The sequence below is a fragment of the Pantoea sp. 22096 genome (assembly GCF_052045955.1).
Classification (GTDB): Bacteria; Pseudomonadota; Gammaproteobacteria; order Enterobacterales; family Enterobacteriaceae; genus Pantoea; species Pantoea alfalfae.
In genome coordinates this window covers 1-16,820 of record NZ_JBQEPW010000005.1, presented here as the reverse complement: position 1 = coordinate 16,820, position 16,820 = coordinate 1, and the positions used below count along the sequence as shown (strand labels likewise).

Here is a 16,820-nt window from a genome sequence, read left to right as displayed (position 1 = left end):
TTTTAACCGGAAACTGATATGGCTGAACCCCGTTTTATACATCTGCGTGTCCACAGTGACTATTCGATGGTTGATGGCCTGGCGAAAACCGGGCCATTGATCAAGAAGGCAGCTGCCCTTGGCATGCCTGCTATCGCAATTACCGACTTCACTAACCTTTGTGGTCTGGTGAAATTTTACGGTGGCGCACACAGCGCAGGGATAAAGCCGGTCATTGGTGCCGATTTCAACGTTGCCAGCGAGTTGATGGGGGATGAGCTGACCCAACTTACCGTGCTGGCTTCAAGTAATACCGGCTATCAGAATCTGACGCTGCTGATCTCCCGCGCCTATCAGCGTGGTTATGGCGTGGATGGACCGATCATCGATCGCGACTGGCTGATTGAGTTGCAGGAAGGGTTAATCCTGCTGTCGGGCGGACGGCGTGGCGATGTGGGCCGCAGCCTGCTGCGTGGCAATAACGCCCTGGTGTCGCAGTGTCTGTCGTTTTACCAGCAGCATTTCCCCGATCGCTACTATCTGGAGCTGATCCGCACCGGTCGTCAGGACGAAGAGAGCTATCTGCATGCCGCCGTTGAGCTGGCCATTGCCGAGGGCATCCCGGTCGTCGCCACCAATGAAGTCTGCTTTATCAACGCAGAAGATTTCGACGCGCACGAAATTCGCGTTGCGATTCACGACGGCTATACGCTGGATGATCCCAAGCGTCCGCGCAACTACAGTCCTCAGCAATATATGCGCAGCGAAGAAGAGATGTGCGAGCTGTTCTCGGACATCCCGGAAGCGCTGGAAAACAGCGTAGAGATTGCTAAGCGTTGTAACGTCACGGTCCGGCTCGGCGAGTACTTCCTGCCGCAGTTCCCGACCGGCGACATGACCACTGAAGATTATCTGGTGGTGAAATCCCGTGAGGGACTGGAAGAGCGTCTGGTGTTCCTGTTCCCGGACGAGGCTGAGCGCGCGGAAAAACGCCCGGAATATGATGAGCGTCTGGAAATTGAACTCAACGTTATCAACCAGATGGGATTCCCGGGCTACTTCCTGATCGTAATGGAGTTCATCCAGTGGTCCAAGGATAACGGTGTGCCGGTCGGACCGGGGCGTGGTTCGGGTGCGGGTTCGCTGGTGGCCTATGCGTTGAAAATCACCGATATCGATCCGCTGGAATTTGACCTGCTGTTCGAACGCTTCCTGAACCCTGAACGTGTCTCAATGCCCGACTTCGACGTCGACTTCTGCATGGAGAAGCGCGATCAGGTGATCGAACATGTCGCCGATATGTACGGACGTGAAGCGGTTTCACAGATCATTACCTTCGGCACCATGGCAGCGAAAGCGGTTATCCGCGATGTGGGCCGCGTGCTGGGTCATCCTTACGGCTTCGTTGACCGTATTTCAAAACTGATCCCGCCCGATCCCGGCATGACGCTGGAAAAAGCGTTTATTGCTGAACCACAACTTCCTGCGATGTATGACGCAGATGAAGAGGTGAAAGCGCTCATCGACATGGCGCGCAAGCTGGAAGGGGTGACGCGTAACGCCGGTAAGCATGCGGGTGGCGTGGTCATTGCGCCAACGAAGATCACCGATTTTGCGCCGCTCTATTGCGATGAGCACGGCCAGTTCCCGGTCACCCAGTTCGATAAAAATGATGTGGAATATGCCGGACTGGTGAAGTTCGACTTCCTGGGGCTGCGTACGCTGACCATCATCGACTGGGCGCTGAAGATGATCAATCCGCGCCGGGAAAAAGAGGGACTGGAGCCGATCGATATCGCCGCGATCCCACTGGATGATAAGAAAAGCTTCGATATGCTGCAGCGCTCGGAAACCACCGCAGTGTTCCAGCTTGAATCGCGCGGCATGAAAGATCTGATTAAGCGTCTTAAGCCCGACTGCTTCGAAGATATGATCGCACTGGTGGCGCTGTTCCGTCCTGGTCCTCTGCAGTCCGGCATGGTAGACAACTTCATTGACCGTAAGCATGGCCGGGAAGCGATCTCCTATCCCGACATCCAGTGGCAGCATGAAAGCCTGAAGCCAGTACTGGAGCCAACGTACGGCATCATCCTCTATCAGGAACAGGTGATGCAGATCGCCCAGGTCCTGTCCGGTTACACACTGGGCGGTGCAGATATGCTGCGTCGCGCCATGGGTAAAAAGAAACCTGAGGAGATGGCCAAACAGCGTTCAGTCTTCCGCGACGGTGCCGAAAGCATGGGCATCGACGGCGAACTGTCGATGAAGATCTTCGATCTGGTGGAAAAATTTGCAGGGTATGGCTTTAACAAGTCACACTCTGCGGCCTACGCACTGGTCTCCTATCAGACGCTGTGGCTGAAAGCGCACTATCCGGCTGAGTTTATGGCGGCGGTTATGACCGCCGATATGGATAACACCGAGAAAGTAGTCGGCCTGGTCGATGAGTGCTGGCGGATGGGGTTGAAAGTCCTGCCGCCCGATATTAACTCCGGTCTCTATCCGTTCCATGTTAACGAAGCGGGCGAGATCGTGTACGGCATAGGCGCGATCAAAGGCGTGGGCGAAGGTCCGATCGAAGCGATCATCGACGCCCGTAACGAAGGCGGCTATTTCCGCGAGCTGTTTGATCTCTGCGCCCGTACCGATACCAAAAAGATCAACCGTCGGGTGATGGAGAAACTGATTATGTCCGGGGCCTTTGATCGCCTCGGACCGCATCGCGCGGCGCTGATGAGTGCACTCAGCGACGCGCTGAAAGCGGCCGATCAACACGCGAAAGCGGAAGCGATTGGTCAGGCAGATATGTTTGGCGTACTGGCAGAAGAGCCGGAGCAGGTTGAGAAATCGTACGCCAGCGTCACACCCTGGCCTGAGCAGGTGCAGCTGGATGGTGAACGGGAAACGCTGGGCTTGTACCTGACCGGCCACCCGATTAATCAGTATCTGAAAGAAATTGAGCGTTACGTTGGCGGGGTGCGGCTGAAAGATATGCATCCTACCGATCGGGGTAAAATTACCGTGGCGGCCGGTCTGGTGATCGCCGCGCGGGTAATGGTGACCAAACGCGGCAACCGAATTGGTATCTGTACTCTGGACGATCGCTCCGGTCGTCTTGAGGTGATGTTATTTACCGATGCGTTAGATAAATACCAGCAGTTGCTGGAGAAAGACCGAATCCTGATCGTCAGCGGACAGGTCAGCTTTGATGACTTCAGTGGTGGGCTTAAAATGACCGCGCGTGAAGTCATGGACATCGACGAAGCTCGCGAAAAATACGCGCGCGGACTTGCTATCTCGCTGACGGACAGGCAAATTGATGACCAGCTATTAAACCGACTCCGTCAGTCCCTGGAACCCCATCGATCAGGGACTATTCCGGTGCATCTCTACTATCAGAGAGCCGACGCGCGAGCGAAGCTGCGCTTTGGTGCAGCGTGGCGAATTTCGCCCAGCGATCGTTTACTTAACGATCTGCGCTCGTTGATTGGATCGGAGCAGGTGGAACTGGAGTTTGACTAGAACAGGAACATTATGAGTCTTAATTACCTGGATTTTGAACAGCCAATTGCAGAACTGGAAGCGAAGATTGATTCGCTGACCTCGATTGGTCGTCAGGATGATAAACACGTTAATCTGGATGAAGAAGTTCAGCGTCTGCGTGAGAAAAGCGTTGAGCTGACCCGTAAAATCTTCGCCGATTTGGGCGCATGGCAAATTGCCCAACTGGCACGCCATCCTTTACGTCCTTACACCTTTGACTACGTTCGCAACGCCTTCGACGATTTCGATGAGCTGGCGGGCGACCGTGCTTATGCGGACGACAAAGCGATTGTCGGCGGGATTGCGCGTCTTGATGGACGTCCGGTGATGATCATCGGGCACCAGAAAGGCCGTGAAACCAAAGAGAAGATTCGCCGTAACTTCGGCATGCCCGCACCGGAAGGCTACCGCAAAGCGCTGCGCCTGATGGAGATGGCTGAACGTTTCAAAATGCCAATCATCACCTTCATCGACACACCGGGTGCTTATCCGGGCGTGGGCGCGGAAGAGCGTGGGCAGTCTGAAGCGATTGCCCGCAACCTGCGTGAAATGTCTGGTCTGAAAGTACCCGTGATCTGTACGGTCATCGGTGAAGGCGGTTCAGGTGGCGCGCTGGCAATTGGCGTGGGCGATAAAGTGAATATGCTGCAGTACAGCACTTATTCAGTGATCTCGCCGGAAGGCTGTGCTTCCATTCTGTGGAAAAGCGCTGACAAAGCACCGCTTGCCGCCGAAGCGATGGGCATTACTGCGCACCGTCTGAAAGAGCTGAGGCTGATTGACTCCGTCATCCCTGAACCGCTGGGTGGCGCGCATCGTCGTCCGGTGGATATGGCGCAGTCACTCAAGCAGCAGCTGCTGGCTGACCTGGCCGACCTCGATGGATTAACCACCGAGGAGCTGCTGGATCGTCGTTATCAGCGTCTGATGAGCTATGGCTACGCCTGATTTTAGCCCATCAATAAAAGCGGACTTCGGTCCGCTTTTTTTATGCCGCCAGTTCAGCCCCCGCACGCGGTCTGACGCCTTTCAGCCTCATCTGATCGTCCCCTTGCTACACCTTCCCAGAGTTAGCGGTTATGCTTGTCCGGTTCCACAACAATCAGGGAGAGGGGCATTGAATATTCTGGCGATCATGGGCGCGCACGGCGTGTTTTATAAAGATGAACCGTTACGCGAACTCGACGCGGCGTTAAATCTGCAAGGCTTCCAGCTGCTTTACCCGAAAAACAGTGATGATCTGCTGAAGCTGATTGAACACAATCCGCGTATCAGCGGCGTCATCTTCGACTGGGATGCACACAACAGTCCTGAACTGTGTGGTGAGATTAATCAGCTCAACGAATACCTGCCGCTGTACGCCTTTATTAATACCCACTCACAGATGGACATCAGCATCAATGAGATGCGCATGCCGCTGCACTTTTTTGAATATGCGCTGAATGCCGCCGACGATATCGCGCTGCATATCCGGCAGTATACCGATGACTATCTCGACCACATTACGCCGCCGCTGACCAAAGCATTGTTCACCTATGTGAAAGAGGGCAAGTACACCTTCTGCACACCGGGCCATATGGCGGGCACCGCATTTCAGAAGAGCCCGGTAGGCTGCCTGTTCTACGATTTCTTCGGGGCCAATACGCTGAAGTCGGACATCTCCATTTCAGTGACCGAGCTGGGTTCGCTGCTGGATCACACCGGCCCGCACCTTGAAGCGGAAGAGTACATCGCACGCACGTTTGGCGCCGAGCAGAGTTATATGGTGACCAATGGCACCTCAACGTCGAACAAAATTGTCGGCATGTATGCGGCCCCGGCGGGCAGCACCGTATTGATCGATCGCAACTGCCACAAGTCTCTGACTCATCTGCTGATGATGAGCGATCTGGTCCCGATCTGGCTGAAGCCGACCCGCAATGCGCTGGGGATTCTCGGCGGTATCCCGAAGCACGAGTTCACCCGTGAGAGCATTACGCAGAAGGTCGCGACCACCGATCGCGCTACCTGGCCGGTGCATGCGGTGATCACCAACTCCACTTACGATGGGCTGCTCTACAATACCCAGTTCATTAAAGAGACGCTGGATGTGCCGTCAATTCATTTCGATTCAGCCTGGGTGCCTTACACCAATTTCCATCCGATTTATGCCGGTAAAAGCGGCATGAGTGGCGATCGTATTCCGGGCAAGGTGATATACGAGACGCAATCGACCCACAAACTGCTGGCGGCGTTCTCGCAGGCCTCCATGATTCACATTAAAGGCGACTACGACGAACAGACGTTTAACGAAGCCTACATGATGCACACCACCACCTCGCCCAATTACGCTATTGTCTCCTCAATTGAAACTGCCGCCGCCATGCTGCGCGGTAACCCCGGTAAGCGGTTAATCAATCGCTCGGTGGAACGCGCGCTGCACTTCCGTCGGGAAATCCAGCGCCTGCGCGAAGAGTCTGACAGCTGGTTCTTCGATATCTGGCAGCCGGAACAGATTGATGAAGCGCAATGCTGGGCGATCCAGCCCGGCGACGAAGAGTGGCACGGATTTACGCAGGCCGATCGTGACCACATGTACCTCGATCCGATCAAGGTCACCATTCTGACGCCAGGTATGAGCGAGCTGGGTGAGATGGCGGAAGAGGGGATCCCGGCCGCGCTGGTAGCGAAGTTTCTCGATGAGCGCGGCATTGTAGTGGAGAAGACCGGCCCCTATAACCTGCTGTTCCTGTTCAGTATCGGCATCGACAAAACCAAAGCGATGAGCGTGCTGCGCGGTCTGACCGAGTTTAAACGCGCCTACGATCTCAATCTGCGGGTGAAAAATATGCTGCCGGATCTCTACGCTGAAGATCCCGACTTTTATCGAAATATGCGTATCCAGACGCTGGCGCAGGGGATCCATCAGCTGATCCGCCATCACGATCTGCCGCGTCTGATGCTGCAGGCATTTGATGTGCTGCCCGAAATGAAGATGACGCCGCATCAGGCGTTTCAGCAGCAGGTGAAGGGCAATATCGAAACGGTGGATCTCAGTGAACTGGTCGGGCGGGTGTCGGCCAACATGATTCTGCCTTATCCGCCAGGCGTTCCACTGGTGATGCCGGGCGAGATGATTACGGAGAAGAGCCGTGCTGTGCTCGACTTCCTGCTAATGCTGTGCAGCATTGGCCGGCATTATCCGGGCTTCGAAACCGATATTCACGGTACCAGCCTGACGGAAGAGGGCGAGTACCGCGTTCGCGTGCTAAAAAACGATCCCGCGTAAACCCTTAAACCACTCACAGCGGCAGGCGGTCTGCGGGCAGCCTGCCTGAATCAGGACATTCACTATGTTGCAGTTAACCGCTATTCACCACATCGCCATCATCGCGTCCGACTATCAGCGCAGCAAAGCGTTCTATTGTGACGTGCTGGGCTTTCGCCTGATGGGCGAAGTTTACCGCGAGGCGCGCGACTCCTGGAAAGGCGACCTGGCCTTACAGGATCGCTATACCATTGAGCTGTTCTCTTTCCCTGAGCCGCCGGCGCGGGTCAGTCATCCCGAAGCATGTGGCCTGCGCCACCTGGCCTTTACCGTGCCGGATGTGGTCGCTGCTGTCGCCACGCTGGCCGATAAAGGTGTTATCTGCGAGCCGATTCGCATTGATGAACTGACCGGTAAACAGTGTACGTTCTTTACGGATCCGGATGGTTTGCCGCTGGAGCTTTATCAGGCGTAAAATAGCGCGTTCAGCGGGCGACATTCAGTGGCCCGATTTTTCGGATGCCGCTATGTCTTTGCCCGCTTTTGACGCTCTGTTGCAACCTGATGCCGCGCTGGTAGTCGCATTCAGCGGCGGACTCGATTCAACGGTGCTGCTGCATCAGCTTCACGGCTGGCAGCAGCAGCATCCTCAGTCGCGCCTGCGGGCGTTGCATGTGCATCACGGTCTTAGCCCGAATGCCGATGCATGGGCCGCCCATTGCCAGACGATATGCGAACAGTTGCAGCTGACATGTGACGTGCTGCGCGTGACGGTGGATGACAGGGAAACCGGGATTGAAGCAGCCGCCCGCACCGCCCGTTATCAGGCGCTGAGCGCCGCGCTCAAGCCGGGCGAGATATTACTTACCGCGCAGCACCTCGACGATCAGTGTGAAACCTTTCTGCTGGCGCTGAAGCGCGGCAGTGGTCCCGCCGGGCTGGCTGCGATGCCATCATCGCGCATGCTGGGTTCCCATCAGCTGGTGCGTCCGCTGCTGAATCAGTCGCGAAAGTCGCTGGAAGCTTACGCCGACGTACATCAGCTGGTGTGGATAGATGATGAAAGCAATCAGGATCTTCGCTACGATCGTAACTTCTTACGCCAGCGGCTGCTGCCTGAGCTTTATCAGCGCTGGCCCCATTTTGCCGAGGCAACGGCCCGAAGTGCGGCATTGTGCAGTGAACAGGAGCAGTTGCTGGATGAACTGCTCGCCGGGCAACTGGCCGAGCTGATCCAGCCTGACGGCAGCCTCTACTTTCCACCTTTAATGAACATGAGCGCGCTGCGTGCTAACGCGTTATTGCGCCGCTGGATCGCCGGACAGGGTGGGGCGATGCCATCCCGTGATGCGCTGAAGCGTATTTGCGATGAAGTGATGGCAAGCCGGGAAGATGCACAGCCCCGGCTACGCTTCGGTCAGGCTGAATTGCGTCGGTACCGTCAGCAACTCTACTGGCTGCCGTTATTCCCGTCACTGCGAGACACTGAGCTGGCATGGCCCGATATTCGCCAGCCGCTGGATTTACCACAGAATCTCGGCACGCTGCGAGCCAGCCAGTCACAAAGCCTGTTACGCTATCCTCAGCCGGATGAGCAGATCAGCGTGCGGTTCCATGCGCAGGGTCACGTTCATGTGGTGGGTCGCAATGGCGGAAGAGAAATGAAAAAGCTTTGGCAGGAGTTACAGATACCGCCGTGGCAGCGAGAACGGCTGCCGTTAATTTTTTACAACCAGGCGCTGGTCTGTCTACCGAATCTCTTTGTCACCCATGCTGGCGCGGCCAGTGATCAGCAGGGCTGGCAGATAGTCTGGGACATGACACCTGCGCAGGAGAGCAATAACAATGAAGCAATGGCTTATCGCCTGTTTAGTGGCCGCCGTGTTACCGGCATGGGCGGCGGGTGATGCGCACCGCGGCGCAGAAAAAGCGGCCAGTTGCATGGCGTGTCATGGCGCAGCGGGCAAAGCGGCGGTGCCGCTCTACCCAAACCTGGCCGGACAACACGCCCCTTATCTGGAGCATGCGCTGCAGGCCTACAAAAAGGGTGAGCGCAGCGGGGGTCAGGCTGAGGTCATGAAGGCGTTTGTGGCGGGATTAAGCGATAGCGATATGGCGGATCTGGCGGCGTACTACAGTTCGTTACAGCCCTGATGTTTAAACGGGCGGGAAGGTCCCGCCCGGAATGCGTGGATTACTCTGCGCTGACCACGACCGTACCCAGTTCGGGATGGGTAAAGCTGGCGATATGATCGAGACGTAATTCGCGATGCTCACCGGAAAGATCGATAGCCAGATATTCCACATTCTTGCGTGAAAAGATCTCTTTAGCCTTTGCCTTGAGCTGCTCGCCATCTTTCATTTCCAGCGACAGCATCCAGTGGTTCTGGCAGGCGAGCTCCAGATTATCGTAATCATCGCAATTGATAGGTTGGTACGCTTCATTTATCAACATAGTCGCTCACCAATAAGTTAGCAGCGGCGTAAGCCGCCTGTTCCCTGACAGAAGAGTTTAGCTCAGTATTTGCGGCAATATCATTAAGTGCCTTTAATGCGCAGCCAATCGCATCCGGTATGTAACCTAAATCCCCGCTGCCGATTTCGGCATATTTCCGGCGAACTAACTCACAATAATTTTGCACGTGGCCCTCCTCAGCAGAGCGTAAATACTCTGGTTAACTGGCGACTATATCATAGCCATTTGGAGGAAATCAGCCTGTGTAAAGCAGGATCAGTGCGCGAATCACTGCTAAAGTGACAGATTCCGCTGTCTCAGGCGGACTGAATCAGAGCACAAAAGGTTAAATTGATGAACAGGTTATCGGAGGTCAACGTGATTAAGGTATGGGGAGAGCGCTAATGATTATGCTATCCCGTTCGGTTGAGATTCCGGAGAGTGAGATCGAGCTGACGGCGATTCGTGCCCAGGGTGCAGGCGGACAACATGTCAACAAAGCCAGCACCGCCATTCATCTGCGTTTCGATATTGCGGCCTCTTCACTGCCTGCGTTTTATAAAGAGCGACTGCTCACCGCCAGCCATCATCTGATTACCGGTGATGGCGTCGTGGTGATTAAGGCGCAGGAGTATCGTAGTCAGGAGATGAATCGTGAAGCGGCGCTGCAACGTCTGGTCAATCTGATCCAGGAGCTGAGCACCGTCGAAAAAGCCCGGCGCGCCACGCGCCCGACACGCGCCTCGAAAGAACGTCGTCTGGAAGGAAAAGCGCGACGCAGTTCGACTAAATCGATGCGCGGCAAGGTGCAATAAAAAACGCCCCGCAGGCGGGGCGTTTGAGTACTTATAACTTCAGGGGCGAGCCTTGAAGAGATTCCGAGCTTTCTCAGTGAACCGGGTCAGACCGGAAAGTCGCTAAAGCCATCCATGGCCGCTTTCCTCTTCTGACCCGGTTCCTTTCACGTTGAACTCATCAGTTGCGGCCAGATTCAGCCCGCTTTGACTAACGCTAAGAACTTACTTATTCAGAGCCTTCAGCAGGAAATCAACGATTTCATCCTGCTTAATCATTTGCTTCTCACCGGCACGACGTGATTTATATTCAATCTCCTGATTGTCGAGATTGCGGTCGCCGATGACGATGGTGTGCGGCACACCGATCAGTTCCATATCTGCGAACATCACGCCCGGACGCTCTTTACGGTCATCCAGAATAACCTCAACGCCCCTGGCTCGCAGGGTGGCATACAGCTCTTCCGCCAGCTCTTTAACGCGGAACGATTTCTGCATATTCATCGGCAGAATTGCCACTTCGAACGGTGCCAGTGCGGCTGGCCAGATGATGCCGCGATCGTCATGGTTCTGCTCAATGGCTGCGGCAACCACGCGAGTGATGCCGATGCCATAGCAGCCCATGCTCATCACCTGATTACGGCCATCTTCACCCTGAACGGAGGCTTTCAGCGCGTCAGAATACTTGGTGCCGAGCTGGAAGATGTGACCCACTTCGATGCCGCGTTTGATCTGCAGCGTACCTTTGCCATCCGGGCTTAAATCGCCTTCGACCACGTTACGGATATCTGCAACGCTGGCCAGCGGCAGATCGCGCTCCCAGTTAATGCCGAAGTAGTGTTTACCATCGACGTTGGCACCGGCGCTGAAGTCGCTCATCTTCGCCACGGTACGGTCAGCAATGATCGGCATCTGCAGACCAACCGGGCCGATTGAACCCGGTCCGGCACCCACTGCGGCGCGAATCTCTTCTTCGGTCGCGAACACCAGCGGTGACGCAACGATCTCTGACTTCTCCGCTTTGATCTCATTAAGCTGATGATCGCCGCGTACCAGCAGGGCAACCAGCGCGTGGCCGCTCTCTTCGGCACCTTTAACAATCAGCGTTTTCACTGTTTTTTCAACAGGCACACTGAATTGCTCAACCAGCTCCACGATGGTTTTTGCGTCTGGCGTCTCAACCAGCTGCATCTCCTGCGATGGCGCGGCACGTTCACCCGCGGGGGCAACGGCTTCGGCCAGCTCAATGTTGGCGGCGTAATCAGAATCGGTAGAGAAGATCACATCATCTTCACCGCTCTGCGCCAGTACCTGGAACTCATGTGATGCGCTGCCGCCGATAGAGCCAGTGTCGGCCTGCACGGCACGGAAATCCAGGCCCATACGGCTGAAAATCTGGCTATAAGCGCGGTACATCGCGTCATAGGTTTCCTGCAGCGATTCCTGCGACGTATGGAATGAGTAAGCATCTTTCATGATGAACTCGCGTGAACGCATCACGCCAAAGCGCGGACGGACTTCATCACGGAATTTGGTCTGAATCTGATAGAGGTTGAGTGGCAGTTGCTTATAAGAGCTCAGCTCATTGCGGATCAGGTCAGTGACCACCTCTTCATGCGTCGGACCCAGCACGAACGGACGTTCGTGGCGATCGGCAATACGTAACAGTTCCGGGCCATACTCCTCCCAGCGACCGCTCTCCTGCCACAGGTCGGCGGGCTGCACAACCGGCATTAAAATCTCAACCGCGCCCGCGTTGTTCATCTCTTCACGCACGATGTTTTCGACTTTCTTCAGCACGCGAACCCCGGTCGGTAACCAGGTGTACAAGCCAGAAGCCAGTTTGCGGATCATACCGGCGCGCAGCATCAGCTGGTGGCTGATCACTTCAGCGTCGGAAGGCGTCTCTTTCTGAGTAGAGAGCAGATATTGAGTAGTACGCATTGATTACGGTTCCAGTTGATCGGAAAGTCACAGACAGAATTTTGCTGGCGGCTAGTGTACCAGTGAGATCACCGGCTCAAAAGCGGGTTTTAACGCGGGTCGATCGCGATTACTTCAGTACCGGCATCATCAATGCGCCAGCGTACATTAAAATCCATCAGCCAGGCCGCATATTCCCGCGCCTGCGTTTCGCTCTGTCGGTAAGCGGGACGAGGATCCTGTGCCAGCACTTCGCTGATAAAACGTGCCAGATTGGGGTAGCGCGACTGCTGCTGAAGCTGCTGCTGGGCCAAAGCGGAGAAGCGAACCGGCATATCAGCGGCAGGTGCCGCCTGAGCAAAACCTGCCTGTGCATGAGGCAGCGCTTCGGCAAAGGGCAGATAAGGTTTGATATCGACCACCGGCGTGCCATCGACCAGATCCAGACTGCCAAGCTGCAGGATCACCTGCTGTTTTTCAATCCTGATACCTTTTAGCTCAACCAGCGACATGCCAATGGGATTGGGACGGAACGTTGAACGTGTCGCAAATACACCCATGCGCGCATTGCCGCCCAGTCGGGGAGGGCGAACCGTAGGACGCCAGCCGCCGGCCATCGTCTGATGGAAGACAAACAGCAACCAGAGATGGCTGAACGCTTCCAGCCCACGCACCGCTTCCGGCTGATTGTAAGGTGGCTGCAGGTGCAGTTCGCCGCCGCCATCCTGCACCAGCCCTGGCTGGCGCGGCACGGCAAACTTCTCCTTCCACGGTGAGCGGATTACCCCAATTTGCGCAAAGGCGAATTCACTCATTGATTGCTGACTTTCAGCGCTGAACCCTGGCAGACGGCCTGACGATAGCAGCCCGGCGTGCCGGTGACGATTTCACACTGATGCAGCAGCACCGCATTGGCTTTCATCTGTGATGCTTTAATCTGCAGACGTTTTCGTGCTGTGGCGATGTTGGCCGGGGAGTTCTGATTACTGATCTGGCAATCTTCAGCGGAGACTTCACCCAGATCGCGGAACGGTTTACTGACCAGATCGGCGGCATCGGTATAGAGCTTAACCGGCGCCGGTCGTACCACAGGTTTGCGGGTCGGTTGGCTGGATTGCTGCGGCCGGGACGGTGCGCTGCTTATCGGGTGATACTCATGAACACACCCTGTCAGCATCAATGCTAACAAGCAGAGCGGTAAAAAACGCATGGCAACATCCTCAGGTTTCAAAAAGTGGCGTTATTGAAACAAGGACAAGAATAAATAACAAGTCGGGCAGGGCACCCAATAACAGAAAGGGCGGCATAGCGCCGCCCTTAAAGAGATGAACAGCTGAATTACCAGCCTTTAACCGCGCCGCCATTAAAGACTTTGTTAGCTTCTGCGTAAACTTCGTCAGACTGGTAAGCCTTGACGAATTTCTTCACGTTTTCCGCATCTTTATTATCTTCGCGCGCGACAATCAGGTTCACGTAAGGTGAGTCTTTATCTTCGACGAAAATGCCATCTTTGGCTGGTGTCAGGCCAATCTGGCTGGCGTAAGTGGTGTTGATAACCGCGAGCGCGATCTGCTGATCGTCCAGTGAGCGTGGCAGCTGCGGCGCTTCCAGCTCAACAATTTTCAGATGCTTAGGATTCTCAGTGATATCCAGCGAGGTTGGCAGCAAGCCCACGCCATCTTTCAGTTTAATCAGCCCCACTTTCTGCAGCAGCAGCAGTGTACGGCCCAGGTTCGTCGGGTCATTCGGAATGGCAACCTGCGCGCCATCCTGCAGCTCATCCAGTGACTTGATCTTCTTCGAATAGCCTGCAATCGGGTAGACGAAGGAGTTACCTACGGAAACCAGCTTGTAACCACGATCTTTGATCTGCTGATCCAGATACGGTTTGTGCTGGAAAGCATTGACGTCGATATCGCCTTTGCTCAGCGCTTCATTCGGCAGCACGTAGTCGTTAAATGTGACCAGCTCAACATCCAGACCATACTTATCTTTAGCCACTTTCTGTGCGGCTTCAGCAACCTGCTGCTCAGCACCAACAATGACGCCCACTTTGATGTGGTTAGCGTCTTTCTCTTTTTGATCGCATCCTGCCAGCGCAATCGCGCCAATCAGTGCACCCACAGCGGCAATTTTTTTGAATCTGAAAGACATATCCTTTCCTTCTTAATAATGTGAGATTGCTGGCTTACTTATGGGACACTGCACGCACGATGCGGTCGCCACAGAATTGAATGAGATACACCAAAACCACTAACAACACCAATACCGTATTCATCACCGTGGCGTTGTATCCGATATAACCATACTGATAACCGATCTGACCCAGACCACCGGCACCCACTGCGCCACCCATGGCGGAGTAACCGACCAGCGTAATCAGGGTAATGGTTGCCGCATTCACCAGGCCTGGCATCGCTTCCGGCAACAGGACCTTACGGATGATCTGCATTGGCGTTGCACCCATGGCACGCGAGGCTTCGATCAGGCCGGTAGGCAGTTCCAGCAAGGCGTTTTCAACCATACGCGCAATAAACGGTGCAGCGCCGACGGTCAGCGGAACGATAGCTGCCTGCAGTCCAATGGAGGTGCCGACGATAACGCGGGTAAAAGGAATCATCCAGACCAGTAAGATAATGAAAGGTATGGAGCGGAAGATATTCACCAGCGCGGAGAGCACGCGGTACAGCCCCTGATTCTGCAGAATCTGGCCCGGACGGGTGACATAAAGTAAAACGCCGACCGGCAGGCCCAGTACAAAACCGAAAAAGCCAGAGACGAAGGTCATCATCAGCGTTTCCCATACGCCTCGTCCCAGCAACCACATCATCGCTTCAGACATAACCTAACACCTCTACTTTCACATGATTCTCTTTCAGCCAGGCTATCGCCTCGCGCGTATCGCTCTCTGCGCCATGCATTTCGGCCAGCATAATGCCGAACTTCACACCACCGGCGTAATCCATCTGGGCACTGATAATGTTGTTATTCACGTTGTAACGGCGGGCCGCTTCGGAAAGCAGTGGCGCATCAACCGATTTACCAGTGAATTCCAGCCGCAGCAGCGGCACGGTGCCTTCAGTGGCAGTGGCTGAAAGACGCTGCTGGTAATCATCCGGGATATCCAGATGCAGGGTAGACTGAATAAACTGCTGCGCCAGAGGCGTCTTAGGGTGTGAGAACACCTCACTGACGCTGTCTTTCTCGATTAACTCACCGTGACTGATGACCGCAACCTGATCGCAGATGCGTTTCACCACATCCATCTCATGAGTGATCAGGAGAATCGTCAGCCCAAGGCGGCGGTTGATATCTTTCAGCAACTCCAGAATAGAGCGGGTTGTAGCGGGATCCAGTGCGCTGGTGGCTTCATCACACAGCAGAACCTTGGGATTACTGGCCAGCGCACGGGCAATCGCGACACGCTGCTTCTGACCGCCTGAGAGATTTGCAGGCCAGGCATCATGCTTATCAGACAATCCCACCAGTTCCAGCAGCTCAGTGACACGAGCGTTGATCTGGGCGCGGGAGAGATTACCGAGTTCCAGTGGCAGAGAAACGTTGCCCGCAACGGTGCGTGAGTTCATCAGGTTAAAGTGCTGGAATATCATGCCAATCTGGCGGCGCGCCTGGGTTAACTGACGTTCATTAAGTGCAGTCAGATCGGCTCCGTCAACCAGTACGCGACCCGAAGTAGGCCGCTCCAGCAGATTCACGCAACGAATCAATGTACTTTTACCGGCACCGGAAGCGCCGATAACGCCATAAATCTGTCCGGCAGGCACGTGCAGACTGACATCCGTTAATGCCGGAATAGTCCGCGAGCCCTGCTGAAACACTTTAGTAATATTTTCTAGTTTAATCATTATGTTATTAATTATCGTGTTGCGTTGTCCGTGGTGTGGGAAGCCTCGTCACTTTTAGTCGCTATAAAAGCTGGATGGATGTTAAGGCATCCAGACGTCTAAATCAATGGAAGTGATTCAATCTGACATTCTCCCTTTTATAGCAATCATGCGATACTGATCGGCAATTTTTACAGCAGGAGTTTCTACGTGGCGAATAAAGTCCCCGCTATTTTTCTTGATCGTGATGGCACCCTTAATGTCGATAGTGGCTATGTCCATGAGATTGATGACTTCCAGTTTATTGACGGCACAATTGAAGCGCTGCAAAAACTGAAGGCAATGGGATATGCACTGGTGGTCGTGACCAATCAATCTGGCATAGCGCGCGGTATGTTTACCGAAGATACCTTTATGCGTCTGACAGAGTGGATGGACTGGTCGCTGGCCGATCGCGACGTCGATCTTGATGGCATTTATTTCTGTCCTCACCATCCTGAAGCAAAAGTAGAAGAATTCCGTCAGGAATGTGATTGCCGTAAGCCACAGCCAGGCATGCTGCTGACTGCACAGGAAGAGCTGCATATTGATATGGCTGCTTCTTATATGGTGGGTGACAAGCTGGAAGATATGCTGGCAGGAAAGGCTGCGGGCGTTGGCACCAAAGTGCTGGTGCGTAGTGGTAAACCCGTCACGGCCGAAGGCGAAGCTGCAGCAGACTGGGTGATTAATAGCCTGGCAGAGCTGCCAGCACGCATTAAACAGGGCTAAAACGGCGCTTTTGTGCAAATTTCAGACGAACAGCAAAAAAGTCTCAATTTGCACTTGCGCTATCTGAGCCGTTCCCTATAATACGCCTCCACTGACACGGCAAACCGGCAACGGGAAACGGGTTGAGAGGCACAGGAGACTGCGCCGCCGGAGAAAAACTTCTGAAATAGAGGTTGACTCTGCAGGAGGAAAGCGTAATATACGCCACCTCGCGACAGGACGCTAACGCACTGTTCGCACTGCTCTTTAACAATTTATCAGAC

16 protein-coding genes are annotated in these 16,820 nt (G+C 54.7%); 8 read left to right on the top strand and 8 right to left on the bottom strand.

Going from position 1 to position 16,820, the window contains the following annotated elements; translation table 11 throughout:
* Nucleotides 1-18: 18 nt before the first annotated feature.
* The 6 genes from dnaE (at nucleotide 19) to ACTJKZ_RS16180 (ending at nucleotide 8,923) form a co-directional block, all read left to right on the top strand.
* Entirely contained in the window at nucleotides 19-3,501 is a 3,483-nt protein-coding gene (dnaE, locus tag ACTJKZ_RS16205; RefSeq protein ID WP_161735500.1) for a DNA polymerase III subunit alpha, read from the top strand.
* A 12-nt stretch (nucleotides 3,502-3,513) separates the two neighbouring features.
* Nucleotides 3,514-4,470 (top strand): acetyl-CoA carboxylase carboxyl transferase subunit alpha, encoded by a 957-nt coding sequence (accA, locus tag ACTJKZ_RS16200; RefSeq protein ID WP_440829842.1) that lies wholly within the window; start codon nucleotides 3,514-3,516, stop codon nucleotides 4,468-4,470.
* 169 nt (nucleotides 4,471-4,639) lie between these two features.
* Nucleotides 4,640-6,790: a lysine decarboxylase LdcC gene (locus ACTJKZ_RS16195; RefSeq protein WP_440829841.1), complete on the top strand. Its 2,151-nt coding sequence runs from the start codon at nucleotides 4,640-4,642 to the stop codon at nucleotides 6,788-6,790.
* Between the two features lie 64 nt (nucleotides 6,791-6,854).
* Nucleotides 6,855-7,244, top strand: a complete 390-nt coding sequence (locus ACTJKZ_RS16190) for a VOC family protein (protein WP_161735504.1) — start codon at nucleotides 6,855-6,857, stop codon at nucleotides 7,242-7,244.
* A 52-nt stretch (nucleotides 7,245-7,296) separates the two neighbouring features.
* The gene (gene tilS / locus ACTJKZ_RS16185) at nucleotides 7,297-8,676 is read left to right on the top strand and encodes a tRNA lysidine(34) synthetase TilS (protein ID WP_285086391.1); all 1,380 of its coding nucleotides are present in this window, start codon (nucleotides 7,297-7,299) and stop codon (nucleotides 8,674-8,676) included.
* Nucleotides 8,615-8,923: a c-type cytochrome gene (locus tag ACTJKZ_RS16180; RefSeq protein ID WP_161735506.1), complete on the top strand. Its 309-nt coding sequence runs from the start codon at nucleotides 8,615-8,617 to the stop codon at nucleotides 8,921-8,923. The genes tilS and ACTJKZ_RS16180 overlap by 62 nt, the downstream gene beginning before the upstream one ends.
* Nucleotides 8,924-8,963: 40 nt before the next feature.
* Here the strand turns inward: ACTJKZ_RS16180 and rof are convergent, their stop codons facing one another.
* Together rof and ACTJKZ_RS16170 are read right to left on the bottom strand one after the other, a co-directional pair.
* Entirely contained in the window at nucleotides 8,964-9,224 is a 261-nt protein-coding gene (rof, locus tag ACTJKZ_RS16175) for a Rho-binding antiterminator (RefSeq protein WP_150010675.1), read from the bottom strand.
* Entirely contained in the window at nucleotides 9,211-9,411 is a 201-nt protein-coding gene (locus ACTJKZ_RS16170; protein WP_003852623.1) for a YaeP family protein, read from the bottom strand. Before ACTJKZ_RS16170 ends, rof begins: the two co-directional genes overlap by 14 nt.
* 217 nt (nucleotides 9,412-9,628) lie before the next feature.
* Between ACTJKZ_RS16170 and arfB the strand changes: the two genes are divergently transcribed.
* On the top strand, nucleotides 9,629-10,039 hold the full coding sequence (gene arfB, locus ACTJKZ_RS16165; RefSeq protein WP_003852622.1) for an alternative ribosome rescue aminoacyl-tRNA hydrolase ArfB: 411 nt from the start codon (nucleotides 9,629-9,631) through the stop codon (nucleotides 10,037-10,039).
* A 204-nt stretch (nucleotides 10,040-10,243) separates the two neighbouring features.
* Here arfB and proS read toward each other — a convergent pair whose 3' ends face one another.
* From proS to metN, 6 genes are all read right to left on the bottom strand, one after another.
* Nucleotides 10,244-11,962, bottom strand: coding sequence for a proline--tRNA ligase (gene proS, locus ACTJKZ_RS16160; RefSeq protein WP_161735508.1), 1,719 nt, complete (start codon nucleotides 11,960-11,962; stop codon nucleotides 10,244-10,246).
* Between the two features lie 89 nt (nucleotides 11,963-12,051).
* Nucleotides 12,052-12,756 carry a tRNA (N6-threonylcarbamoyladenosine(37)-N6)-methyltransferase TrmO gene (gene tsaA / locus ACTJKZ_RS16155; protein WP_161735510.1) on the bottom strand — a complete coding sequence of 235 codons (705 nt, stop codon included), beginning with the start codon at nucleotides 12,754-12,756 and terminating at the stop codon, nucleotides 12,052-12,054.
* Complete coding sequence (gene rcsF / locus ACTJKZ_RS16150; protein WP_013356860.1) at nucleotides 12,753-13,151, bottom strand: Rcs stress response system protein RcsF; 399 nt, start codon at nucleotides 13,149-13,151, stop codon at nucleotides 12,753-12,755. Before rcsF ends, tsaA begins: the two co-directional genes overlap by 4 nt.
* Before the next feature lie 128 nt (nucleotides 13,152-13,279).
* On the bottom strand, nucleotides 13,280-14,095 hold the full coding sequence (locus tag ACTJKZ_RS16145) for a MetQ/NlpA family lipoprotein (RefSeq protein ID WP_161735512.1): 816 nt from the start codon (nucleotides 14,093-14,095) through the stop codon (nucleotides 13,280-13,282).
* 34 nt (nucleotides 14,096-14,129) lie between these two features.
* The gene (locus ACTJKZ_RS16140) at nucleotides 14,130-14,783 is read right to left on the bottom strand and encodes a methionine ABC transporter permease MetI (protein WP_031375299.1); all 654 of its coding nucleotides are present in this window, start codon (nucleotides 14,781-14,783) and stop codon (nucleotides 14,130-14,132) included.
* Nucleotides 14,776-15,807: a methionine ABC transporter ATP-binding protein MetN gene (metN, locus tag ACTJKZ_RS16135; RefSeq protein ID WP_150010669.1), complete on the bottom strand. Its 1,032-nt coding sequence runs from the start codon at nucleotides 15,805-15,807 to the stop codon at nucleotides 14,776-14,778. Before metN ends, ACTJKZ_RS16140 begins: the two co-directional genes overlap by 8 nt.
* A gap of 189 nt (nucleotides 15,808-15,996) precedes the next feature.
* Between metN and gmhB the strand changes: the two genes are divergently transcribed.
* On the top strand, nucleotides 15,997-16,557 hold the full coding sequence (gene gmhB / locus ACTJKZ_RS16130; RefSeq protein ID WP_260059237.1) for a D-glycero-beta-D-manno-heptose 1,7-bisphosphate 7-phosphatase: 561 nt from the start codon (nucleotides 15,997-15,999) through the stop codon (nucleotides 16,555-16,557).
* The last annotated feature ends 263 nt before the right edge of the window (nucleotides 16,558-16,820 follow it).